Source organism: Aeromicrobium chenweiae (genome assembly GCF_003065605.1).
GTDB lineage: Bacteria > Actinomycetota > Actinomycetes > Propionibacteriales > Nocardioidaceae > Aeromicrobium > Aeromicrobium chenweiae.
Window position 1 is genome coordinate 1557844 of the sequence record NZ_CP026952.1, and the last position, 18765, is coordinate 1576608.

Annotated in this window: 14 protein-coding genes; 7 read left to right on the forward strand and 7 right to left on the reverse strand. The window is 69.8% G+C overall.

The window, feature by feature from the left end; translation table 11 throughout:
- Positions 1–13: 13 nt before the first annotated feature.
- A complete protein-coding gene (locus C3E78_RS07520) occupies positions 14–1588 on the forward strand; it encodes a phospholipase D-like domain-containing protein (RefSeq protein ID WP_108577702.1) in 1575 nt (524 codons plus the stop codon).
- 92 nt (positions 1589–1680) lie between these two features.
- On the opposite strand, the gene C3E78_RS07525 is transcribed toward C3E78_RS07520, so the two are convergent.
- Positions 1681–1947, reverse strand: a complete 267-nt coding sequence (locus tag C3E78_RS07525) for a DUF7455 domain-containing protein (protein ID WP_424922763.1) — start codon at positions 1945–1947, stop codon at positions 1681–1683.
- Between the two features lie 134 nt (positions 1948–2081).
- On the opposite strand from C3E78_RS07525, the gene C3E78_RS07530 reads away from it, so the two are divergent.
- Positions 2082–4172 carry a DNA gyrase/topoisomerase IV subunit B gene (locus C3E78_RS07530; RefSeq protein WP_235833714.1) on the forward strand — a complete coding sequence of 697 codons (2091 nt, stop codon included), beginning with the start codon at positions 2082–2084 and terminating at the stop codon, positions 4170–4172.
- 6 nt (positions 4173–4178) lie between these two features.
- On the opposite strand, the gene C3E78_RS07535 is transcribed toward C3E78_RS07530, so the two are convergent.
- Genes C3E78_RS07535 through C3E78_RS07555 form a run of 5 tightly spaced genes read right to left on the reverse strand, consistent with a single transcriptional unit; the run spans position 4179 to position 11772 of the window.
- On the reverse strand, positions 4179–6305 hold the full coding sequence (locus tag C3E78_RS07535) for an acyltransferase family protein (RefSeq protein ID WP_108577705.1): 2127 nt from the start codon (positions 6303–6305) through the stop codon (positions 4179–4181).
- Positions 6305–6799, reverse strand: a complete 495-nt coding sequence (locus C3E78_RS07540) for a beta-class carbonic anhydrase (RefSeq protein ID WP_108577706.1) — start codon at positions 6797–6799, stop codon at positions 6305–6307. The genes C3E78_RS07535 and C3E78_RS07540 overlap by 1 nt, the downstream gene beginning before the upstream one ends.
- 30 nt (positions 6800–6829) lie before the next feature.
- Positions 6830–8575 (reverse strand): MFS transporter, encoded by a 1746-nt coding sequence (locus C3E78_RS07545; protein WP_108577707.1) that lies wholly within the window; start codon positions 8573–8575, stop codon positions 6830–6832.
- A gap of 7 nt (positions 8576–8582) precedes the next feature.
- Positions 8583–9287: an LppX_LprAFG lipoprotein gene (locus tag C3E78_RS07550; RefSeq protein WP_108577708.1), complete on the reverse strand. Its 705-nt coding sequence runs from the start codon at positions 9285–9287 to the stop codon at positions 8583–8585.
- A 4-nt stretch (positions 9288–9291) separates the two neighbouring features.
- The gene (locus C3E78_RS07555; protein WP_108577709.1) at positions 9292–11772 is read right to left on the reverse strand and encodes a DNA gyrase/topoisomerase IV subunit A; all 2481 of its coding nucleotides are present in this window, start codon (positions 11770–11772) and stop codon (positions 9292–9294) included.
- 98 nt (positions 11773–11870) lie between these two features.
- Here C3E78_RS07555 and C3E78_RS07560 point away from each other — a divergent pair, with 98 nt between their 5' ends.
- From C3E78_RS07560 to C3E78_RS07575, 4 genes are read left to right on the forward strand one after another with little or no spacing between them, the layout of a single operon-like run.
- On the forward strand, positions 11871–14564 hold the full coding sequence (locus C3E78_RS07560) for a bifunctional acetate--CoA ligase family protein/GNAT family N-acetyltransferase (protein ID WP_108577710.1): 2694 nt from the start codon (positions 11871–11873) through the stop codon (positions 14562–14564).
- Entirely contained in the window at positions 14564–15130 is a 567-nt protein-coding gene (locus C3E78_RS07565) for a DUF5998 family protein (protein ID WP_108577711.1), read from the forward strand. The genes C3E78_RS07560 and C3E78_RS07565 overlap by 1 nt, the downstream gene beginning before the upstream one ends.
- Entirely contained in the window at positions 15127–16236 is a 1110-nt protein-coding gene (locus tag C3E78_RS07570; RefSeq protein WP_235833715.1) for an alkaline phosphatase family protein, read from the forward strand. The genes C3E78_RS07565 and C3E78_RS07570 overlap by 4 nt, the downstream gene beginning before the upstream one ends.
- A gap of 19 nt (positions 16237–16255) precedes the next feature.
- A complete protein-coding gene (locus C3E78_RS07575) occupies positions 16256–16909 on the forward strand; it encodes a thymidine kinase (protein ID WP_108577712.1) in 654 nt (217 codons plus the stop codon).
- Between the two features lie 9 nt (positions 16910–16918).
- On the opposite strand, the gene sepH is transcribed toward C3E78_RS07575, so the two are convergent.
- Positions 16919–17884, reverse strand: a complete 966-nt coding sequence (gene sepH / locus C3E78_RS07580) for a septation protein SepH (protein WP_108577713.1) — start codon at positions 17882–17884, stop codon at positions 16919–16921.
- Positions 17885–18003: 119 nt separating this feature from the next.
- Here sepH and C3E78_RS07585 point away from each other — a divergent pair, with 119 nt between their 5' ends.
- The gene (locus tag C3E78_RS07585; RefSeq protein WP_108577714.1) at positions 18004–18624 is read left to right on the forward strand and encodes a trimeric intracellular cation channel family protein; all 621 of its coding nucleotides are present in this window, start codon (positions 18004–18006) and stop codon (positions 18622–18624) included.
- Positions 18625–18765: the final 141 nt, after the last annotated feature.

An 18765-nucleotide genomic window follows, 5' to 3' on the forward strand; every position in this document is an offset into this window, starting at 1 on the left:
GGAGAGCAGACCTGTGCAGAAGATCGACGGACCACGGCGCATCGTGCGCCTGACCGGATTTGGTGTCCTGGCCGGGAGCCTCATCCTCGGCTTCGGCGCGGTCGCCTCCAACGCGGAGGACGTACCCACCGCGGCGGCCACACCGGAGCCGACCAGCACGACGACCCAGCCACCGGTGACGGACAAGACGCCGGCGCCCGCGGCGTCCACCACGCCGAAGGCCTCCGTGCGGGCCGCCGCGACAGCCCCGTTCGGCCCCAGCTACCCGGTGACGCTCGAGACCAACTTCTCGCGTCCCTACAAGGCGATCTCGAAGTCGTCGAACAGCGACTTCTCGCTGCTCAACGATCTCGAGCGCCTGATCCGCGGCTCCTACAAGGACCCCCGCACCGGCAAGACCCGCCCCGCGTCGGTCCGTCGGGCGAACACGGTGTTCATGTCGATCTCCCGCATGGAGAACTCGCACCGGGTCGGCCGCGAGCTGATCCGCGCGGCGAAGGCCGGGGTCAAGGTCCGCGTCATCCACGGCAAGGCCTCGCAGTCCAAGGAGTCCCGTGCCCTGCAGCGCGCGCTCAAGAAGAGCTCGCTGCGTGACTCGAACTTCAAGATCTGCCGCAAGGGCAAGAGCCTGGCCTGCCTCTCGGGCCTCAACGGCGCGATCATGCACTCCAAGATCCTCCTGGTCAGCAACACCTTCACCCGTGACAACAAGCCGGCCAAGGGCGCGATCTGGTCGGGCTCGGCCAACCTCGGCGGCCCCAGCGGCGAGCGCACCTACAACAACGGCCTGACGGTCTACAACGACAAGAAGCTGTGGGTGCAGACGCGTCGGATGTGGGACGACATGTACGCCGAGCGCAACGTCAAGAACGACTACCTCGGCTACATCAAGAAGCACCGCTCGCGCTACGGCATCAGCGAGACCGAGCGCAAGAAGTTCGGCTACACGCGGGCGAACGCCGTCTCGGGGATGTTCTACTCCAACCTGGCCAACGTCACGATCTACGCGACGCCCATCCGCGCGACCCCCACCAACGGCAAGGACCCCGTCCTCAACCTGCTCAACCGGGTCGTGCCCGACGACCAGTGCCGCATCCGCCTGCAGGAGAACCGCTTCAAGTACCGCCGCATCGCGGTGGCCCAGAAGCTCGTCCAGCTCGCTGACGAGGGCTGCAAGGTCTCCGGCGTCTTCTTCGAGGACGACCTCAAGGTCAACCGGATCGCTCACTGCCAGATGCACATCCGTGTCTGCCGGCCGATCCTCGACGTCTTCAAGACCTCGAGCCGTCGTATCGAGGCGGCCTGGGCCAAGCCGCACGACAAGACGATCATGGTCGAGGCCAGGCTCAGGAAGAACCCCCTCAACCCCGAGGAGGTCGCGATCGACGGCACGAGCCCCAGCCGCTGGCCGAGCTCCGGCATCCGCACCAAGCTGGTGCAGGCCGGGTCCGCGGCGCTGACGGGGTCCAACCTCGTCGTCAGCGACGAGATCACGACCGAGACGACCGATCCCGCGGTCTACGAGGACTACCTCCAGCACTGGAAGGCCATCCTCAAGTCCAAGGAGATCCACAACTACCCGTACTGATCGTCCGGTGCCGCGAGGCACCTGGCACAGCATGACGAAGGGCCGGCCAGTTTCCTGGCCGGCCCTTCGTCATGTCTGGGGGAGCGGGTTGCTCAGTCCTCGTCGACGACCGATGTCGAGGACGATGCCAGACGCTCGCTCTCGTCGTGGATCTGGGCAGACATCTCACGCAGCTTGTCCTCGTGCTGACGAGCGTGGTGTGCGCAGAACAGGAGCTCGCCGCCACCACCAAGGGTGACGCGAACGTAGGCCTGAGCACCACAGCGGTCGCAGCGGTCGAGGGAGCTCAGCATGGGGGCTGTCAGTGTTGTCACGGTGACCTTCTCTCTGAGCCTGTGCGGATCTGACTGGATCAACATCCAACCACGGGGCCGTATTCCTCGCGGGCTTTGGTGACCTATGACATAGATACTCCCTGACGGGGACAAACTCGGGCAGGCTCGCGGCGGCGCGCGCGTGTCTGGCGCGTTCGCGCTGGTACGGCTCGATATCCTTGGAGCACACGTCACCGCGAGAGGCACTGATCATCGACAACACGTACGACGCCCGGAATCTCCTGGTCCTCGAAGGACTGGAGGCGGTGCGCAAGCGCCCCGGCATGTATGTCGGATCGACCGACACCCGCGGACTCATGCACTGCCTGTGGGAGATCATCGACAACTCGGTCGACGAGGCCCTCGGCGGGCACGGCTCGCACATCCTGGTCGCCCTGCACGCGGACGGCTCGGTCGAGGTGCAGGACCAGGGACGAGGCGTCCCGGTCGACATCGAGAAGAAGACCGGCCTGACCGGCGTTGAGGTGGTCTACACCAAGCTGCACGCGGGCGGGAAGTTCGGCGGCGGCTCGTACGTCGCGACCGGCGGCCTGCACGGCGTCGGCGCCTCGGTCGTCAACGCGTTGTCCTCACGGCTCGACGTCGAGGTCGACAAGGGCGGCGCGACGTGGGCGATGTCGTTCCGTCGTGGCGTGCCCGGTGTGTTCGCCGGCGACGGTCCCGACGCCGACTTCACCCCCACCAACGAGCTGCGCAAGATCGGCAAGGTCGCCAAGGCGCGCACCGGCACGCGGGTCCGCTACTGGGCCGACCCGCAGATCTTCATCAAGGGCGCCAAGTTCGCGTACGACGAGCTGGTCGCCCGTGCCCGGCAGACCTCCTTCCTCGTGCCGGGCCTCGAGCTCGTCATCCGTGACGAGCGCGGCGACGTGCCGACGGAGGAGAAGTTCCGCCACGACGGCGGCATCAGCGAGTTCTGTGAGTTCCTGGCTCCCGACGAGCCCGTCTCGGACGTCCTGCGCCTGCAGGGTGAGGACGTGTTCACCGAGACCGTCCCGCTGCTGGACGAGAAGGGCCACATGACGCCGCAGGACATCGAGCGCACGCTCGGTGTCGACGTCGCGCTGCGGTGGGGGACGGGCTACGACACCGAGCTCAAGTCCTTCGTCAACATCATCGCGACGCCCAAGGGCGGCACGCACGTCAACGGCTTCGAGCGCGCGCTCACCAAGACCTTCAACGACGTCCTCAAGACGACGCGCCTGCTCAAGTCCGGCGACCCCGACGTCACCAAGGACGACGCGCTCGAGGGCATGACGGCCGTGGTGACTGTCCGGCTGGCAGAGCCGCAGTTCGAGGGCCAGACCAAGGAGGTGCTCGGCACCCCCGCCGTCACCAAGATCGTCAACCAGGTCGTCAGCCGCGAGCTCAAGACCTTCCTGACGTCCTCCAAGGCCGCCGAGAAGGCCAAGGCCCGCGTCGTGATGCAGAAGGTCGTCGACGCGTCCCGCACGCGTCTGGCCGCCCGCCAGCAGCGCGACACCCAGCGCCGCAAGAACGCGCTGGAGTCCAGTGCGCTGCCGGCCAAGCTGGCCGACTGCCGCAGCAACGACGTCGAGCGCTCCGAGCTGTTCATCGTGGAGGGCGACTCGGCTCTCGGCACCGCCAAGTCCGCACGTGACTCCGAGTTCCAGGCGCTGCTGCCGATCCGCGGCAAGATCCTCAACGTCCAGAAGGCCAGCATCGGCGACATGCTCAAGAACGCCGAGTGCTCGTCGATCATCCAGGTCGTGGGCGCGGGCTCGGGCCGAACGTTCGACGTCGACGCAGCCCGCTACGGACGCATCATCTTCATGGCCGACGCCGACTCCGACGGCGCGCACATCCGGTGCCTGCTGGCCACCTTGTTCTTCCGCTACATGCGCGACCTGGTCGACGCGGGACGGGTCTACACGGCCGTGCCGCCGCTGCACCGGATCGAGCTCACCAACCCCAAGAAGGGTCAGGAGAAGTACGTCTACACGTACTCCGACCCCGAGCTGCAGCGGACGATGGCCGAGCTCAAGCGCAAGGGCATCAAGTGGAAGGACCCGGTGCAGCGCTACAAGGGTCTGGGTGAGATGGACGCCGCCCAGCTGGCGGAGACCACGATGGACCCGCGGCACCGCACGCTGCGCCGGCTCACCGTCGACGACGGCGAGGCAGCGTCCGAGGTGTTCGAGCTCCTCATGGGCAACGAGGTCCCGCCGCGCAAGGAGTTCATCGTCCAGGGCGCCTACGAGATCGACGCCGACAAGATCGACGCCTGATCGTCGCTAGGCCCCGCCACGCACGGTGAGCAGACCGTCCTGGTCGAGGCGCTGCTCGATGTAGGGCTTCATGGTGGCCATGTACGTCTTGCTGACGTGCGTGCGGTCCCGGTAGACATTGACGCCGCCGATCACGGCAGGGCACGTCCGGTCGTCGCAGTAGAAGCTCGTGAAGTCGTACAGCCGGGCCCCCTTGACCTGCTGGGCGGCCCCGACCAGTGGGTCGTAGGCGCGGAAGGCCTTGGGACGGGGCAGCGCACAGCTGTCGGCGGTGATCTCCTTCTCCAGGGCCAGGCAGTCATTGGTGTCGACGGGCTGTGCGGTGTTGTCGCGGACCGCCACGATCGGGACACCGCGCTCCGCCACGGGCCGCCAGGCCTTGACGAAGCCGGCGACCAGCTCCTCGTGCCCGGCGGCCGGACGCGGGTGCGCGAGCGCGCCGGTGACGATCGCGTCGATGTCGTCGGCGTTCTTCGTGAGGTACGCATTCACGTTCTTGCGCCACTCGTAGCAGCTCTCGGCGATCGTCCGGTCGGGGTTGGGGTGCGGGTTGCTCGACCAGTTGCAGCCGGCCTTGACCTGCACGTCGAGGAAGAGCTTGCCCTCCTCGGCCATGGGCACCAGCGCCGGCAGGAGGGACCGGGCGTGCGAGTCGCCGATGACCACCACGTGGGGCAGCCGGTCGTCCTTGCCGTCGCCGAACGAGCAGGTCGTGCGCACCTCGGTGCTCGAGGTCTGGCACCCCGGGTACGTGGCGCCGTCGCGGCGGATCGCGGTGGTGTCGGGCACCAGGAGGCCGTCCAGCTGGGGGTTGTCGCAGGGCTTGCCCGGGGCCATCGACGCCGCACCGAAGCAGGGCGGTGTGTCGCGGGTGACGCTCTGCTTGAACTGCTCGGCGCGATCGGCGACGGCGGTGGCGTGCTGGACGCCGCCGAGGCAGGAGGCGACGAGTGCTGCGGCGGCGACCGCCGTGAACGCGAACGTCACCGTGCTGCGCTGGATGCCGAGCCGGCGGCCCCTGCGGATCGGGTCCTCGACGAAACGCTTGGTGAACGCCGCCGCGGCGAAGCTCCCCACGAGGATGCCGACGCGCGGCCAGAAGCCGAGCTCGTGGCCGAGGATGATCGGGAGCAGGACGATCGGCGGCCAGTGCCAGAGGTAGAGCGGGTACGAGATGTCCCCGGTCCACTGCACGAAGCGGCGCTCGATGATCCAGCGCGGTGACAGGGGGGAGGCGGGCATGCCGGCGGCGATGACCGCGACGGTGGCGAGCACCGGCAGCAGTGCCGCGGTGCCGGGGAACGGGGTCGCGCCGCTCAGCTGCAGGCCGCAGTACACGAGCACGGCGAGACCGGCCCACGACACCAGTGCACCGAGGTGGGGCATGAGAGTGGAGGCCTTGCGACGGGTGGGCGCGGCGCGGAGGGTCACGAGCGCGAGCAGGGCCCCGGCGCCGAACTCCCAGGCGCGGGTGAACGTCGAGAAGTACGCGAACGACACGTTGTTGTACGTCAGCCACAGGGAGTAGACGAAGCTCGCGGCGGTCGCGACGGCGATGACCACGGTGACGGTGCCGAGCCGACGGGTGCCCATGCGTGCGGCGAGCAGGATCGATGCGAGCACGATCAGGGGCCACGCGACGTAGAACTGCTCCTCGACCGACAGTGTCCAGTAGTGCTGCGCGACGCTGGGCGAGTTCTCGGCGGCGAGGTAGTCCACCGCGTCCAGCGCGAGGCGCCAGTTCTGGAAGTACAGCGCCGATGCCACGATCTCGCGGAAGTTCTGGCTCCAGTTGAGCAGCGGCATCCAGAGGTAGACCCCGAGCGCCGACGTCGCGAGCACGAGGTACGCGGCCGGCAGGAGGCGGCGGGCGCGCCTGGCCCAGAAGCGGCCGAGGCGGATCCTGCCCGTCGACGCGGCTTCACGGGCGAGGTGCGAGGTGATCAGGAAGCCGGAGATGACGAAGAAGACGTCGACGCCCATGAATCCGCCGGGGAGGCGGCCGGGCCACAGGTGGTACAGCACCACCAAGAGGGCCGCGCCGGCCCGCAGTGCCTGGATCTCAGGACGCAGTCCCCGGGGAGCCTGCTTCGTCGGTGCCTCAGGAGGTGCCGAGGGAGAGGCAACCGCCATCAGGCGACCGGCTCCAGCAGGCCGGAGTCGACGTCGTACACGAACCCGCCGACGGCAACCTCGTCGCTGATCAGCGGGTGCGAGCGCACGCGCATGACGTCGGCGCGCACCGTGTTGCGCTGGTCGACGATGGCGCCGAGCGTCATCCAGGACGCGTCGGTGCCCGCGCTGTCGGCGATGCGCGCCTTCAGCTCGTCCTCGGTCGAGGACGCCATCGCGCACCGCGTGTGCTCGACGACCAGGACGCGCTCGACCTGCAGCAGGTTGACCCCGAGCACCAGCGCGACGAGCGCCTGGTCGGTCACGCGGCCGCCCGGGTTGCGCAGGATCTTGGCGTCACCCGGCTTCAGGCCGATCATCCGGAGGGGGTCGATGCGGGAGTCCATGCACGTCACCATGGCGACTCCGGCACGGGCGATGCCGTCGAACCCGGAGAGGTCGAAGCTGTCGGCGTAGGAACGGTTGGCATCGAGGAGGTCGTCGAAATCGCGCATGAGCCCCACACTATCGAGGCGAGTGGGTGATCAGGTTGCAGGCGCGGCGGATGTCGTGCGCACGGGACGCAGCAGCACCAGGGCGAGGACCGCGGCCAGCACGGCGCAGACGGTCGCGCCCCAGAACACCGCGTGCAGCTGGGTGATGCCGGCGTCGATCTGGGCGTCCTTGTACGCCTGGCAGAGCCGTGCCTCGCCGTTGCACAGCTGTGCGGCCGGCGGGATCTTGTCGGTCGCGGCGTAGAACGCACGCAGGCCGATCGTCGTGAGGGCCGAGATGCCCAGCAGCATGCCGACCATGCGGGCGACGATCAGCAGGGCCGAGGCGACGCCGTGGACCGCATCCGCCGTGTGGGCCAGGAGGACCGCGTTGACCGGCGCGATCGCCAGCCCGAAGCCCAGACCGCCGAGCACGAGCGACCAGGTCTCGACGGGATGGTCCAAAGACGTGCGGTCCCACGTGGTCATGTGCCAGAACGCGAGGGCACTCAGCAGCATCGCCACGGCGGTGAGCACGTGGGCGGGGACCCTGCGCAACAGCCACCCGCCGATCAGGGCGCCGACCGGGAGGGCGACCAGGAAGCGGACGAGCACCAGTGCGGCATCGAGCTGGGAATCGCGGTGCACCGTGAGCCGCGCGAAGAACGGGATGTCGACCAGTGCGGCGATGAGGGAGGCCCCGACGAAGAACGACACGACCAGTGCGCCCCATGCCACCCGCGAGCCGAGGGCACCACGGGGGATCAGCGGCTCCGCAGCGCGACGCTGGCGGACCGCGAATCCCACGAAGGCGACGACCGCGATCGGCAGCAGCCACGGGGCGTCGGGGGAGACGGCGCCCTTCTCCGGCTCGGCCGAGGCGAAGGTCAGGATGACGGCACCGAGGCCGAGCGTGAGCAGCAGGGCGCCCCAGATGTCCGTCTCCCTGGCGAGCGCGGGCCAGCCCCGCCACGCGACGAGGGGTTGGCGTGCGGTGGCGAGCCGCAGCAGGAACAGCGCGAGCAGGACGAACGTCGCCAGGGCGAGCGGGGTGAGCCATCGGGAGTCGCCGGTGACCGGGAGGAACGCGCGACCGATCTCCACGTCCTGCACAAGGCGCGTCGGTGCCGACATCACCAGGGCGATGCCGGCCAGAGCGAGCACCCCGAGGGCCGCGCCCGCCACGTCGAAGCGCTTCCCGGTGGTCGCCTCGTGCACGGCGTCGCGGAGCGGGACCATCGCGGCCGCGAGGACGAGCCCGATCGCGCAGTTGAGCCAGAAGATCGTCCGCCAGTCGCCGAAGGCCAGGACCGCGGCGCCGTACAGCGGTCCGAGGACGCTGCCGAGCTCCTGCACCGCGCCGACCACACCGAGCGGGAGCCCCCGTCGGTGCGGCGGCCACAGGTCGGCCACCAGCGCGAGCGTCGGGGGGATGAGCCCACCGCCGCCGATGCCCTGGATGAGCCGTCCGGCGACGATCGTCTCCAGGTCGTACGCCGCAGCGGTCACCGCCGAGCCGACCACGAACACCACCAGCGAGCCCAGCAGGACCGGCACGCGTCCGCGCAGGTCGGAGATGCGACCGATCAGCGGCAGCACTCCGACGTAGCCGAGCAGGAAGCCCGAGACGATCGGCGCCGCCCGCTGCAGGTCGTCGAGGTTGAGGCCGGCCGAGCTCATCATGTCGGGCAGGGCCAGCACCACGACGTACGTGTCGGCGGCAGCGAACGAGATCGCGACGGCAGCCAGCGCCAGCAGGACCTTCGAGGCGGGCCTGATCGCCGGGGACTGCGTCATGCGGCGGTCAGGGCTTGGTGATGCTGACCGGCGTGTCCGACGTGCTGACGGCGACGGTGTAGGTGACCTTGCCGCCCTCTGGGTAGAACTTTCCGCTCAGCGTCGCGTCCCGGAGCTCGTCGTCGTCATCGAGGCGGTAGGTCACCTGGAAGGTCTGGCCGGCGGACGCGGAGGGGATGATCGTCGCGACGACGTCACCGGGCAGGACGCCCTTGATCGTGGTGAGGACGTCCTTGCCGTCGCGGGACTGGCCGCCGTCGCGGAGCTTGGTCGTCTTGACCAGGATCTGCGAGATGCCCGCGTCGGCCGACACGAGGGCCGCCGGGTCGGGAGCCTTCAGGTCGTCGGGGTCGATCGCGGTGAAGTCGGGCAGGAAGCCGGTCTTGGCCCAGACCTTGCCGTCGACCGCGATGACGTCCGCACCGAGGCTGGCGCCGCCCGTGACGACGTTCACCGTGCCGGTGAACGCGGGGGAGTGGTTGCCCTTGCCCTTGGCCGAGAGCAGGCCGGTGATGCCGTCGGGCAGCTGCTTGGTCGACAGGGCGAGGTTGATCGTCTCGGCGGTGTCGAGGGTCTTCTTCGCCGTGGCGAGACGCTCCTGCAGCTTCGCCTCGTCGCCGCCCGTCGCCTCCGAGGAGTCCGACCCGCCGGAGCAGCCGGTCAGGACCAGGACGGTGGCGAGCAGGGCGGGGAGCAGGTGACGGGTACGCACGCGCTCAGTCTCCCACGTCGGGGTCCTGCGCCAGGGTGGCCCCGAGCCGCGCTGCGGGCGGTCCGGCGACGGCCAGGATGGGCTGCGCGACCGGCACGCCGGATCCGTCGCGGCGGTCGCTGACGGGGGGCAGGTCGACCGCCGACCCGCTCGTGGCGCACGCCATGGGGGTGCCGTCGCCGACCCACGCCAGCAGCAGACCGTCCTCGCCCTTGAGCAGCCGCTGGCAGCGGACGCCGCCGGTTGCCCGGCCCTTGGCGGGATAGATCGACAGCGGGCTGACCTTGACCGCACCGTTCTGGGTGCCGGGCAGTGCGTCGGAGGACCCGGCGACCGTCACGACGTACGCATCGTCGACGTCGGCGACGGAGCCGAACGAGACGACCTTCTGGCCCGCGCCCAGCTTGATGCCCGCGACGCCGCCACCGGAGCGTCCCTGCGGGCGGACGAGGGAGGCGGAGAAGTAGAGCAGCTGCGCGTCGGACGTGACGAACGCGAGCTGCTCGTCACCCGTGGTCAGCAACGTGGCGCCCACGACGGCGTCGCCGTCCGCCAACGAGATGAGCTCCCACTGGTCGCGCGAGAGATGATCGGGCTTGACCCGCTTGACGATGCCCTGGCGCGTGCCCAGGGCGATGCCCGGCCCGGTCTCGTCGAACGTCATCAGCGCGAGCGCGGGGGAGTCGAGGTCGGCGACCTCGCTCAGCGGCAGCCCGCCCTGCAGGTTGGGCGAGTGGGCGCTCGGGGGCAGGCCGGGCAGCTCGAGGACGCTGATGCGCCGGACGATGCCGGACGCCGTGATGACGCCGACCTCGCCGCGGGCGGTCGTGCGGACCACCGAGACGATCGTGTCGTGCTTGACCCGGCGATCGACCTCGCCGAGCGGGGAGTCGTCCGAGGTGCGGGCGAGCAGGCCCGTCGCCGACAGCAGCACCCAGCACGGGTCGTCCGCGACCTCCAGCGGCGACGCGGCCGTCGCGGTCTGGCCCGACGACTCCAGCAGGACCGTCCGACGGGGGGTGCCGAACGTCTGGGCCATCTCGTTGAGCTCGTCGCCCACGACCGTGCGCAGCAGGCTCTCGTCGCCGAGGATCGCGTCGAGCTGCTCGATGGTGCGGCGCAGGTCCTCGATCTCCTTCTCCACCTCGATGCGGTCGTAGCGGGTCAGGCGGCCGAGCGTCAGGTCGAGGATGTACGTCGCCTGCGGGTCGGACAGGTCGAACACCGACATGAGGCGTTCCTTGGCCTCGCCGCGGTTGTCGCTGGACCGGACGAGCTGGATGACCTCGTCGATGTCGAGCAGCGCCAGCAGCATGCCTTCCAGCAGGTGGAGCCTGTCGGCGGCCTTGCCGCGCCGGAACGTCGTGCGCCGGCGCACGACGTCGATGCGATGCTCGAGGTAGACCTCGAGCATCTGCTTGAGCCCGAGCGTCCGGGGCTGGCCGTCGACCAGCGCGACCGCGTTGATGCCGAACGAGGTCTCCATCGGCGTGCTCTTGTAGAGCTGCTCGAGGATCGTCTCGGGGATGAACCCGTTCTTGATCTCGATGACCAGGTTCAGGCCCTTGTGACGGTCCGTGAGGTTCTTGAGGTCCGAGATGCCCTGCAGCTTCTTGGCCTGGACGAGCTTCTTGATCGCCTCGATGACCTTCTCGGGCCCGACGTTGTAGGGCAGCTCGGTCACGACGATGCCCTTCTTGCGGGGCGTCACGTTCTCGATGCGGGCCGACGCGCGCATGCGGAACGAGCCGTTGCCGGTCGCGTACGCGTCGCGGACGCCCTCCAGGCCGACGATCTTGCCGCCGGTGGGCAGGTCGGGACCCGGGATGAACCGCATGAGGTCGTCCAGATCGGCCTTGGGGTGCTTGATCAGGTGGCGCAGGGCCTGCACGACCTCGATGAGGTTGTGCGGCGCGATGTTGGTGGCCATGCCGACCGCGATGCCGCTGGCGCCGTTGACCAGGAGGTTCGGCAGCGCCGCCGGGAGCACGGCGGGCTCCATCTCGCGACCGTCGTAGTTGGGCCGGAAGTCGACCGTGTCCTCGTTGATGGACTCGGTCATCGCCTCGGCGGCGGCGTCCATGCGGATCTCGGTGTAGCGCATCGCGGCCGGCGGATCGTCCTGCGAGCCGAAGTTGCCGTGCCCGTTGGCCAGCGGCAGGCGCAGGGACCACGGCTGCACGAGGCGGACCAGGGCGTCGTAGATCGCGCTGTCGCCGTGCGGGTGGAACCGGCCCATGACCTCGCCGACCGGGCGGGCGCTCTTGACGTGGCCGCGGTCGCTGCGCAGGCCCATGTCGTCCATCGTGTGGAGCAGGCGCCGCTGCACCGGCTTGAGCCCGTCGCGGGCGTCGGGGAGTGCGCGGGAGTAGATGACGGAGTAGGCGTACTCGAGGAAGCTGGATCGCATCTCGTCACCGACGTCGGTGTCGAGGATGTGCTCCTCGAAGTCCTCCTCGGGAGCCTGCTTGCTGGTGCGGGCCATGCCTTCCTCTCCTGGACGTACGTGAACAACCATTTTCCCCCGTGCGGACCTGCGGACTCTCCCCGCCACGCCGTGCACGGACCCGATAGGTTGGGACTGTGACCAACGAGGTGCATCCCGTCGAGCACTGGGAGGCCGACGTCCTGCTCCGGGACGGTCGTGTCGCTCAGCTCCGGCCCATTCTCGAGGCGGACGCAGACCGCTTCGTCGAGTTCTACTCCAGAGTCTCCGAGGAGTCCAAGTACTTCCGGTTCTTCGCGCCCTATCCGACGCTGTCGGAGAAGGACGTCAAGCGCTTCACGACGGTCGACCACGACCGCCGGGTCGCGTTCGTCGTGACCCTGCACTCGGAGATCATCGGCGTCGGTCGCTACGACGCGGTCGGTGACGACGAGGCCGAGGTCGCCTTCCTGGTCGAGGACGCCCACCAGGGGCGCGGGGTCGGCCAGCTGCTGCTGGAGCACCTCGCGCAGGCCGGGCGCGAGCGCGGGATCCGCCGGTTCATCGCGGACGTGCTGCCGTCCAACGCCCGCATGCAGCAGATCTTCCGCGAGATGGGCTACAAGATCGAGGGCATGATCGAGGACGGCGTGCAGCGTCTGATCTTCGAGACCGAGCCCACCGACATGGCCATCGGCGTGATGCGCGCCCGCGAGCAGCGCGCCGAGGCGGCCTCGATCGAGCGCATCTTCCGCGCCCGCAGCATCGCGGTGATCGGCGCCAGCCGTCGGCAGGACTCGATCGGCCAGGCGATGGTCCGCAACCTGGTGCTCGGCGACTTCTCCGGCAGCGTCTACGCGGTCAACTCCCAGGCCGAGGCCGTGTCCGGGCTGCCGGCGTACAAGCGCGTCCAGGACATTCCAGGCGAGGTGGACGTCGCGATCGTCGCGGTCCCGGCCGAGTCGGTCAACGACGTCGTCCTCGACTGCGCCGCCAAGGGCGTCCACGGCCTCATCGTCATCTCGGCCGGCTTCGCCGAGGAGGGTCCCGAGGGGCGCCAGCGGCAGCGTGCCCTGCTGGGCCTCAGCCGGTCGTACGGACTGCGCCTGGTCGGCCCCAACTGCCTGGGCATCATCAACACCGCCCCGGACCTGCAGCTCAACGCCTCGCTCTCGCCGTCGATGCCGCCCCAAGGACGTGTCGGGTTCTTCTGCCAGTCCGGCGCCCTCGGCACCGCGATCCTGGAGTCGGTGTCGCGCCGTGGACTCGGCCTCTCGACGTTCGTGTCCGCCGGCAACCGTGCCGACGTCTCGGGCAACGACCTGCTGCAGTACTGGCAGGAGGACGACGCGACCGAGGTCATCCTGCTGTACCTGGAGTCGATCGGTAACCCCCGCAAGTTCTCCCGCATCGCCCGTCGCGTGTCCCGCACCAAGCCGATCGTCGCGGTCAAGTCCGGCCGCTCCACGCAGGGCGTCCCGGTCGGCCACACCGTCGCGCGGACGTCCGCCCCGCAGTCCGCGGTCGACGCGATGTTCCGGCAGGCCGGCGTCATCCAGGTCGACACGCTGGACGAGATGTTCGACGTGGCCCAGCTGCTCGCGCACCAGCCGCTGCCGCGCGGCAACCGCATCTCGATCGTCGGCAACTCCGACGCGGTCGCGCTGATCGTCGCCGACGCCGCTGCCGCCGCCGGTCTCCGGGTCAGCGATCCGGTGCCCCTGGGCGCCGACGCGAACGCCGACGACTTCGAGATCGCGATCGAGAACGCGATCGCCAACCCCGACATCGACGCGCTCGTCGCGGTCTACATCCCACCGCTCAACACCAGCGGCGAGGAGGTCGCCAACGTCCTCGCCGCCGTCGGTGAACAGTCCGACAAACCCATCGTGTCCACGTTCCTCGGCAGCGAGGGTGTCCCGGTGCTGCTGCGCGTGCCCGACCTGCTCGGCGGCTCCGCGGGCCGCGGGTCCGTCCCGTCGTACGCCGCGCCGGAGTCGGCCGTCCGCGCGCTGGCCCGCGTGGTCAACTACGCCGAGTGGGCCGCTCGCGACCACGGCGAGTTCCACCTCGCGATGGACCACCGCACCGGCGACGCCCGCGCGCTCGTCCAGGACGTCCTCAAGGCGGCTCCTCGCGGCGCGATCCTGTCCACGGAGCAGGTCCACACGCTGCTGGCCTGCTACGGCATCGACCTGCTGCCCTGGATCAACGTCCACGACCGCGACGAGGCGATCGCGGCCGGCGAGAAGCTGGGCTGGGACGTCGTCCTCAAGGCCGGCAGCGAGCACCTGCGCAGCCGTCCCGACATCGCCCACATCTGGCGCGGCATCCGTGACGCCGACGAGATGGGCGAGGCGTGGGACGAGCTCACCGGGTGGACCGGCATGCGCAAGGACACCAAGTTCTTCGTGCAGCGCGTCGCGCCCGACGGCATCCACGTGTCGTTCAGCGTCACCGAGGACCCGCTGTTCGGTCCGCTCGTCTCGTTCGGCCTCGCCGGAGCGCCGAGCGAGCTGCTGGGCGACCGGTCGTACGGCATCCCGCCGCTGACCGACCTCGACGCCGAGGGGATGATCCGCGACCTCAAGTCCGCACCCCTGCTGTACGGCTATCGCGGCTCGGACGCGGTCGACGTCGACGCGCTGCAGGAGATCATCGTGCGCCTCGCGGCGATGAAGGACGACCTGCCGGAGGTCGCCGAGCTCGACCTCGAGCCGGTCTCGGTGCACGGCGACGGGTACACCGCGCTGAGCGCGCGCGCCAAGATCATGCCGACGGCGGACCGCCGCGGCGAGTGGTACGTCCGGCGGCTCAGCCAGCCGGCAGCCTCGGGAGATACGCTGACGTGATGACCACCGACCAGACGCGCGCCCTGTTCGATGAGGTCTCCCGCAGCGGCTACTACCCCGAGATCGTCGCCGAGGGTCTGCGTGACGCGCTCGCCGACGAGGTCGTCACCGGCTACGTGCTGCACCACGAGCCCACGTTCGACCGCGACGAGATCCGCCGGCACATGACGGTGCTGGCCCTGACGACCAGCCGCCTGATCCTCGTCCACACCGACGAGCACCCCGGCGACGACCTGCTGCCCAAGCCCTACACGTCGACCACGTCCGAGGCCGTCGCGCTCGATCAGGTGCGCTCGGTCGTGGTGACCCGGATGGTGACCTCGAACTCCAAGCAGCTCGAGGAGGCTCTGCTGACGATCGGGTGGGGCGCCGTGTCCCGCGTCGAGCTCGAGCCGGCCCGGTGCTCGGACCCCGAGTGCGAGGCCGACCACGGATACTCCGGCAGCCTGACCGGCGACGACTTCTCGCTGCGGCTCGCCGCGGCCGGCGACGGCGGGGCCGCGGTCGAGCGCCTGCTCGCGTTCGCTCGCACCCTGTCGGCGGCCACGGCCGGTCGGACGTCGTGACGCAGGCTGCGCCGGGGCTCGCAGGGCGCCGCACGATCGACCAGGTGATGCCCTCGGTCGGTGCCGCACTCGGGGTCGACGGCTTCGCCAACACGCTCGGGCTGCCCGAGTCGCAGCGCTACGTCGTGTTCCTCGTCGACGGCCTCGGTCTGGAGCTCCTGCGCAGCAACGCGGACGCGGCGCCGTTCCTGTCCTCGCTGACCAACGTCGAGGACGTCGTGTGCGGCGTCCCGTCGACCACCGTCACGAGCCTGACCTCGCTCGGCACGGGTCTGCGTCCCGGGCAGCACGGCATGGTCGGCTACACCTCGCGCGTGCCCGAGACGGGCCGCCGCATGAACGCGTTGAAGTGGGACCAGCCGGTCGACCCCCGCGCCTGGCAGCCGTACCCGACCGTCCTGCAGCGCCTCCTGGAGGCGGGCATCTCCGCCTCGTCGGTCAACGACGCGAAGTTCGAGGGCACGGGCCTGACGGTCTGCAGCCAGCGCGGTGTGCCCTTCCACGGCATCAACTCGATCTACGAGCGTCTCGACGTCGTGGTGGACGTCATCGAGTCCGCGCCGCGGTCGGTCACCTATGCGTACGAGTCGCGCCTCGACCACACAGGCCACGGCAAGGGCTGCGAGTCCGAGGACTGGCGCACGATGCTCACCACGATCGACACCGAGCTCATGCAGCTGCGCGACGAGCTGCCCCGCGACACGACGCTGATCGTCACCGCCGACCACGGGATGATCGACCTGCCCATGGAGGGACGCTTCGACGTCCATGCCGAGCCGCGGCTGCTGGACGACGTCTCGCTCCTGGCCGGTGAGGCGCGGTTCCGCCACCTCTACACGCGGCCCGGAGCGGCGGAGGACGTCGCCGCACGCTGGCGCGAGACGCTGGGGGACCGGGCGATCGTCCGCACCCAGGACGGCCTCGAGGACTGGTTCGGACCCATCGGGACGGACGTCCGTGGGCGGATCGGTGACGTCGTCGTCGCGTCCCTCGGCGACTTCGCGGTGTTCTCGTCCCGGGAGTTCGGCATCGAGCTGAAGATGACCGGGTTCCACGGCTCGGTCACCGAGGCCGAGCTCCGCATCCCGGTGCTCGTCGCACCGTGACCCCGACAGGATGGTGGCCGTGGCAGACCTGAACTTCTACTCCGGCACGATGGACTGCGGCAAGAGCACGCTCGCGCTGCAGATGGACCACAACCACCGGGCCCGCGGCCGGGTGGGGCGCGTGTTCACCTCGCACGACCGCGCCGGGACCGCGACCCTGTCGAGCCGGCTCGGGCTGTCGGTGCCCGCGATCGAGGTCGACGACACGTTCGACTTCTGGCAGTTCACGGTCGGCGAGCTCACCCATGGTGGCCGCATCGACTACTTCGTGTGCGACGAGGCGCAGTTCTACACCGTCGAGCAGATCGACCAGCTGGCCAAGATCACCGACGAGCTGGCGATCGACATCTTCGCGTTCGGGATCCTCACGGACTTCCGCACCAAGATGTTCCCCGGGTCGCTGCGGCTGACCGAGCTGGCCGACCGCGTCAACACGCTCCAGGTGGAGGCGCTGTGCTGGTGCGGCAAGCGCGCCACGCACAACGCGCGCACCGAGGACGGCGTCATGGTCACCGAGGGCGAGGTCATCGTCGTCGGTGACGTGGACGCGCCTGAGCGTCCCGCGCGGCAGGTGGGCTACGAGGTGCTGTGCCGGCGTCACCACCGGCGCCGCATGACGGCGGCCACGGCGCAGGCCGCGGCGCTGTCGCCGGACGTCCTGCCGTTCGAGTGAGCCGAGCGCTCAGTCGTTCTTGTCGCCGAACATGATCTCGTCCCAGCTGGGGACGCGACGTCGTTCGTGACGCTTCTTGCGGGGGCCCATCGTGTCGGGCACGGCGACGTCGTGCTCGAGGGAGTGCTCGAAGTCGTCGCGCTCGGTCTCGGTGGCCGGGCTGTCGGCGACGGCCTCGGTCTCCTCCAGCGCCAGCTGCTCCTGGGCGCGACGGTCGCGGGCCTCCTTCAGCGAGGACACCGCGGACAGTGCGGCGTGCTCGATGGGCTGCAGGGGCTCGGGGATCTCCACGACCGGGGCGGCCGGTGCCGGGGCCTCGGCCTGGGGCTCCACGGTCGGGGCGGGGGCCGCGGCGCGCACGGCGTCCGCGATGGCCATGTCGGTCGAGTCGGGATGGGCGACGTCACCGACGAGGTCGTGGGCCTGCTGGTCCGCCGGGACGACGTAGCGGCTCTTGACGTCGAAGACGAACGTCGCGGGCTCGGCCTGTCCGTGCGGGGTCACGAGCACGGTCCAGCGTCCGTCCTCACGGCGCCAGGAGTCCCACTCGGCCTCCTCGGGCACGCCTCCGTCGCCGGCGATGTTCTCGGCGATGAGGGTGCCGAGCAGGATGCCGGCGCCGCCGATGTGCTTGCGGCGGATCACGGTCTTGCGGGCCTGCTCGCACATGAACTCGCGCTCGGCGAGCACCGGACCGGCGAAGCCCTCGATCTGCGTGACGGGCACCCCGGCGGAGTCGGCGACCGACTGCGGGGACTCGCCGCGGCGGATCCGGGACTGGATGTCGCGCGGGCTGAGTGAGCTTTCCATGCGGATCTCCAACTGGCCGGGGGTGCTCCCAGAGCGGGGGGACGGGCCGATCAGCGCGGTGAGCCGGTGGTCCGCGGGGATGCGGTACTGCTCGCCGGTGGTGATGTCGCGTGCGACGAGGAACCGTCGGTCCTCACTCAATCTCACGAGATTGAGATCACGCATGTCATCGCCTCCGCTGTCGACGACTCCGCGTGGGCGTCACACGAAGCGTTCAACCTCAATCGTAGGTGCGCGACGACCGATTGTGCCGCGACGCGCCGGTACACGCTAGCGTCGTCGATGTGTCGGACACCTTGCTGCTGATCCTGGATCTGGCGGGGATCGCCGTGTTCGCCTCGACCGGTGCCCTGGTGGGTGTCCGCAAGGAGCTGGACGTGTTCGGCGTCGCCGTCCTCGCGATGATCACGGGGCTCGGCGGCGGCGTGCTGCGAGACCTGCTGATCGGTGCGGTGCCGCCTGCGGCGCTGGAGGACTGGCGCTACCTGGTGGTCCCGTTCCTCACGTCGCTGGTCGTGTTCGCGTTCCACCCGACCTTCGGCCGGCGGGAGCGCGAGATCATGCTCCTGGACGCGTTGGGGCTCTCGCTGTTCTGCGTCACCGGCGCGGCCATCGCGGAGGAGGCCGGGCTCAACGTCTTGTCGGCGTCCGCGCTGGGCATGCTGACCGGCATCGGCGGCGGCATGATGCGTGACGTCGCCTCGGGCCGGGTGCCGGTCGTCTTCAGGGGCGAGCTGTACGCGACGCCGGCGTTCGCGGGCGCGCTGATCGCCAGCGTCGTGCACCACCAGGACTGGTCGCAGTGGTGGTACGTCCTGGCTGGGGCGGTGTGCCTGGTCTGGCGGGTGGTCGCGCTCCAGCGCGGCTGGTCAGCGCCCCTCCCGCCCGGCACCACCCACGTCTGATCGCCGACGAGTCACGTACAACCGCCGACGAGTCACGTATGACCGCTGACGAGTCGCGTATGACCGTCGAGGAGTCACGTACGGAATCCGTGCGTGACTCCTCAGTATCCGTGCGTGACTCCTCAGTATCCGTGAGTGACT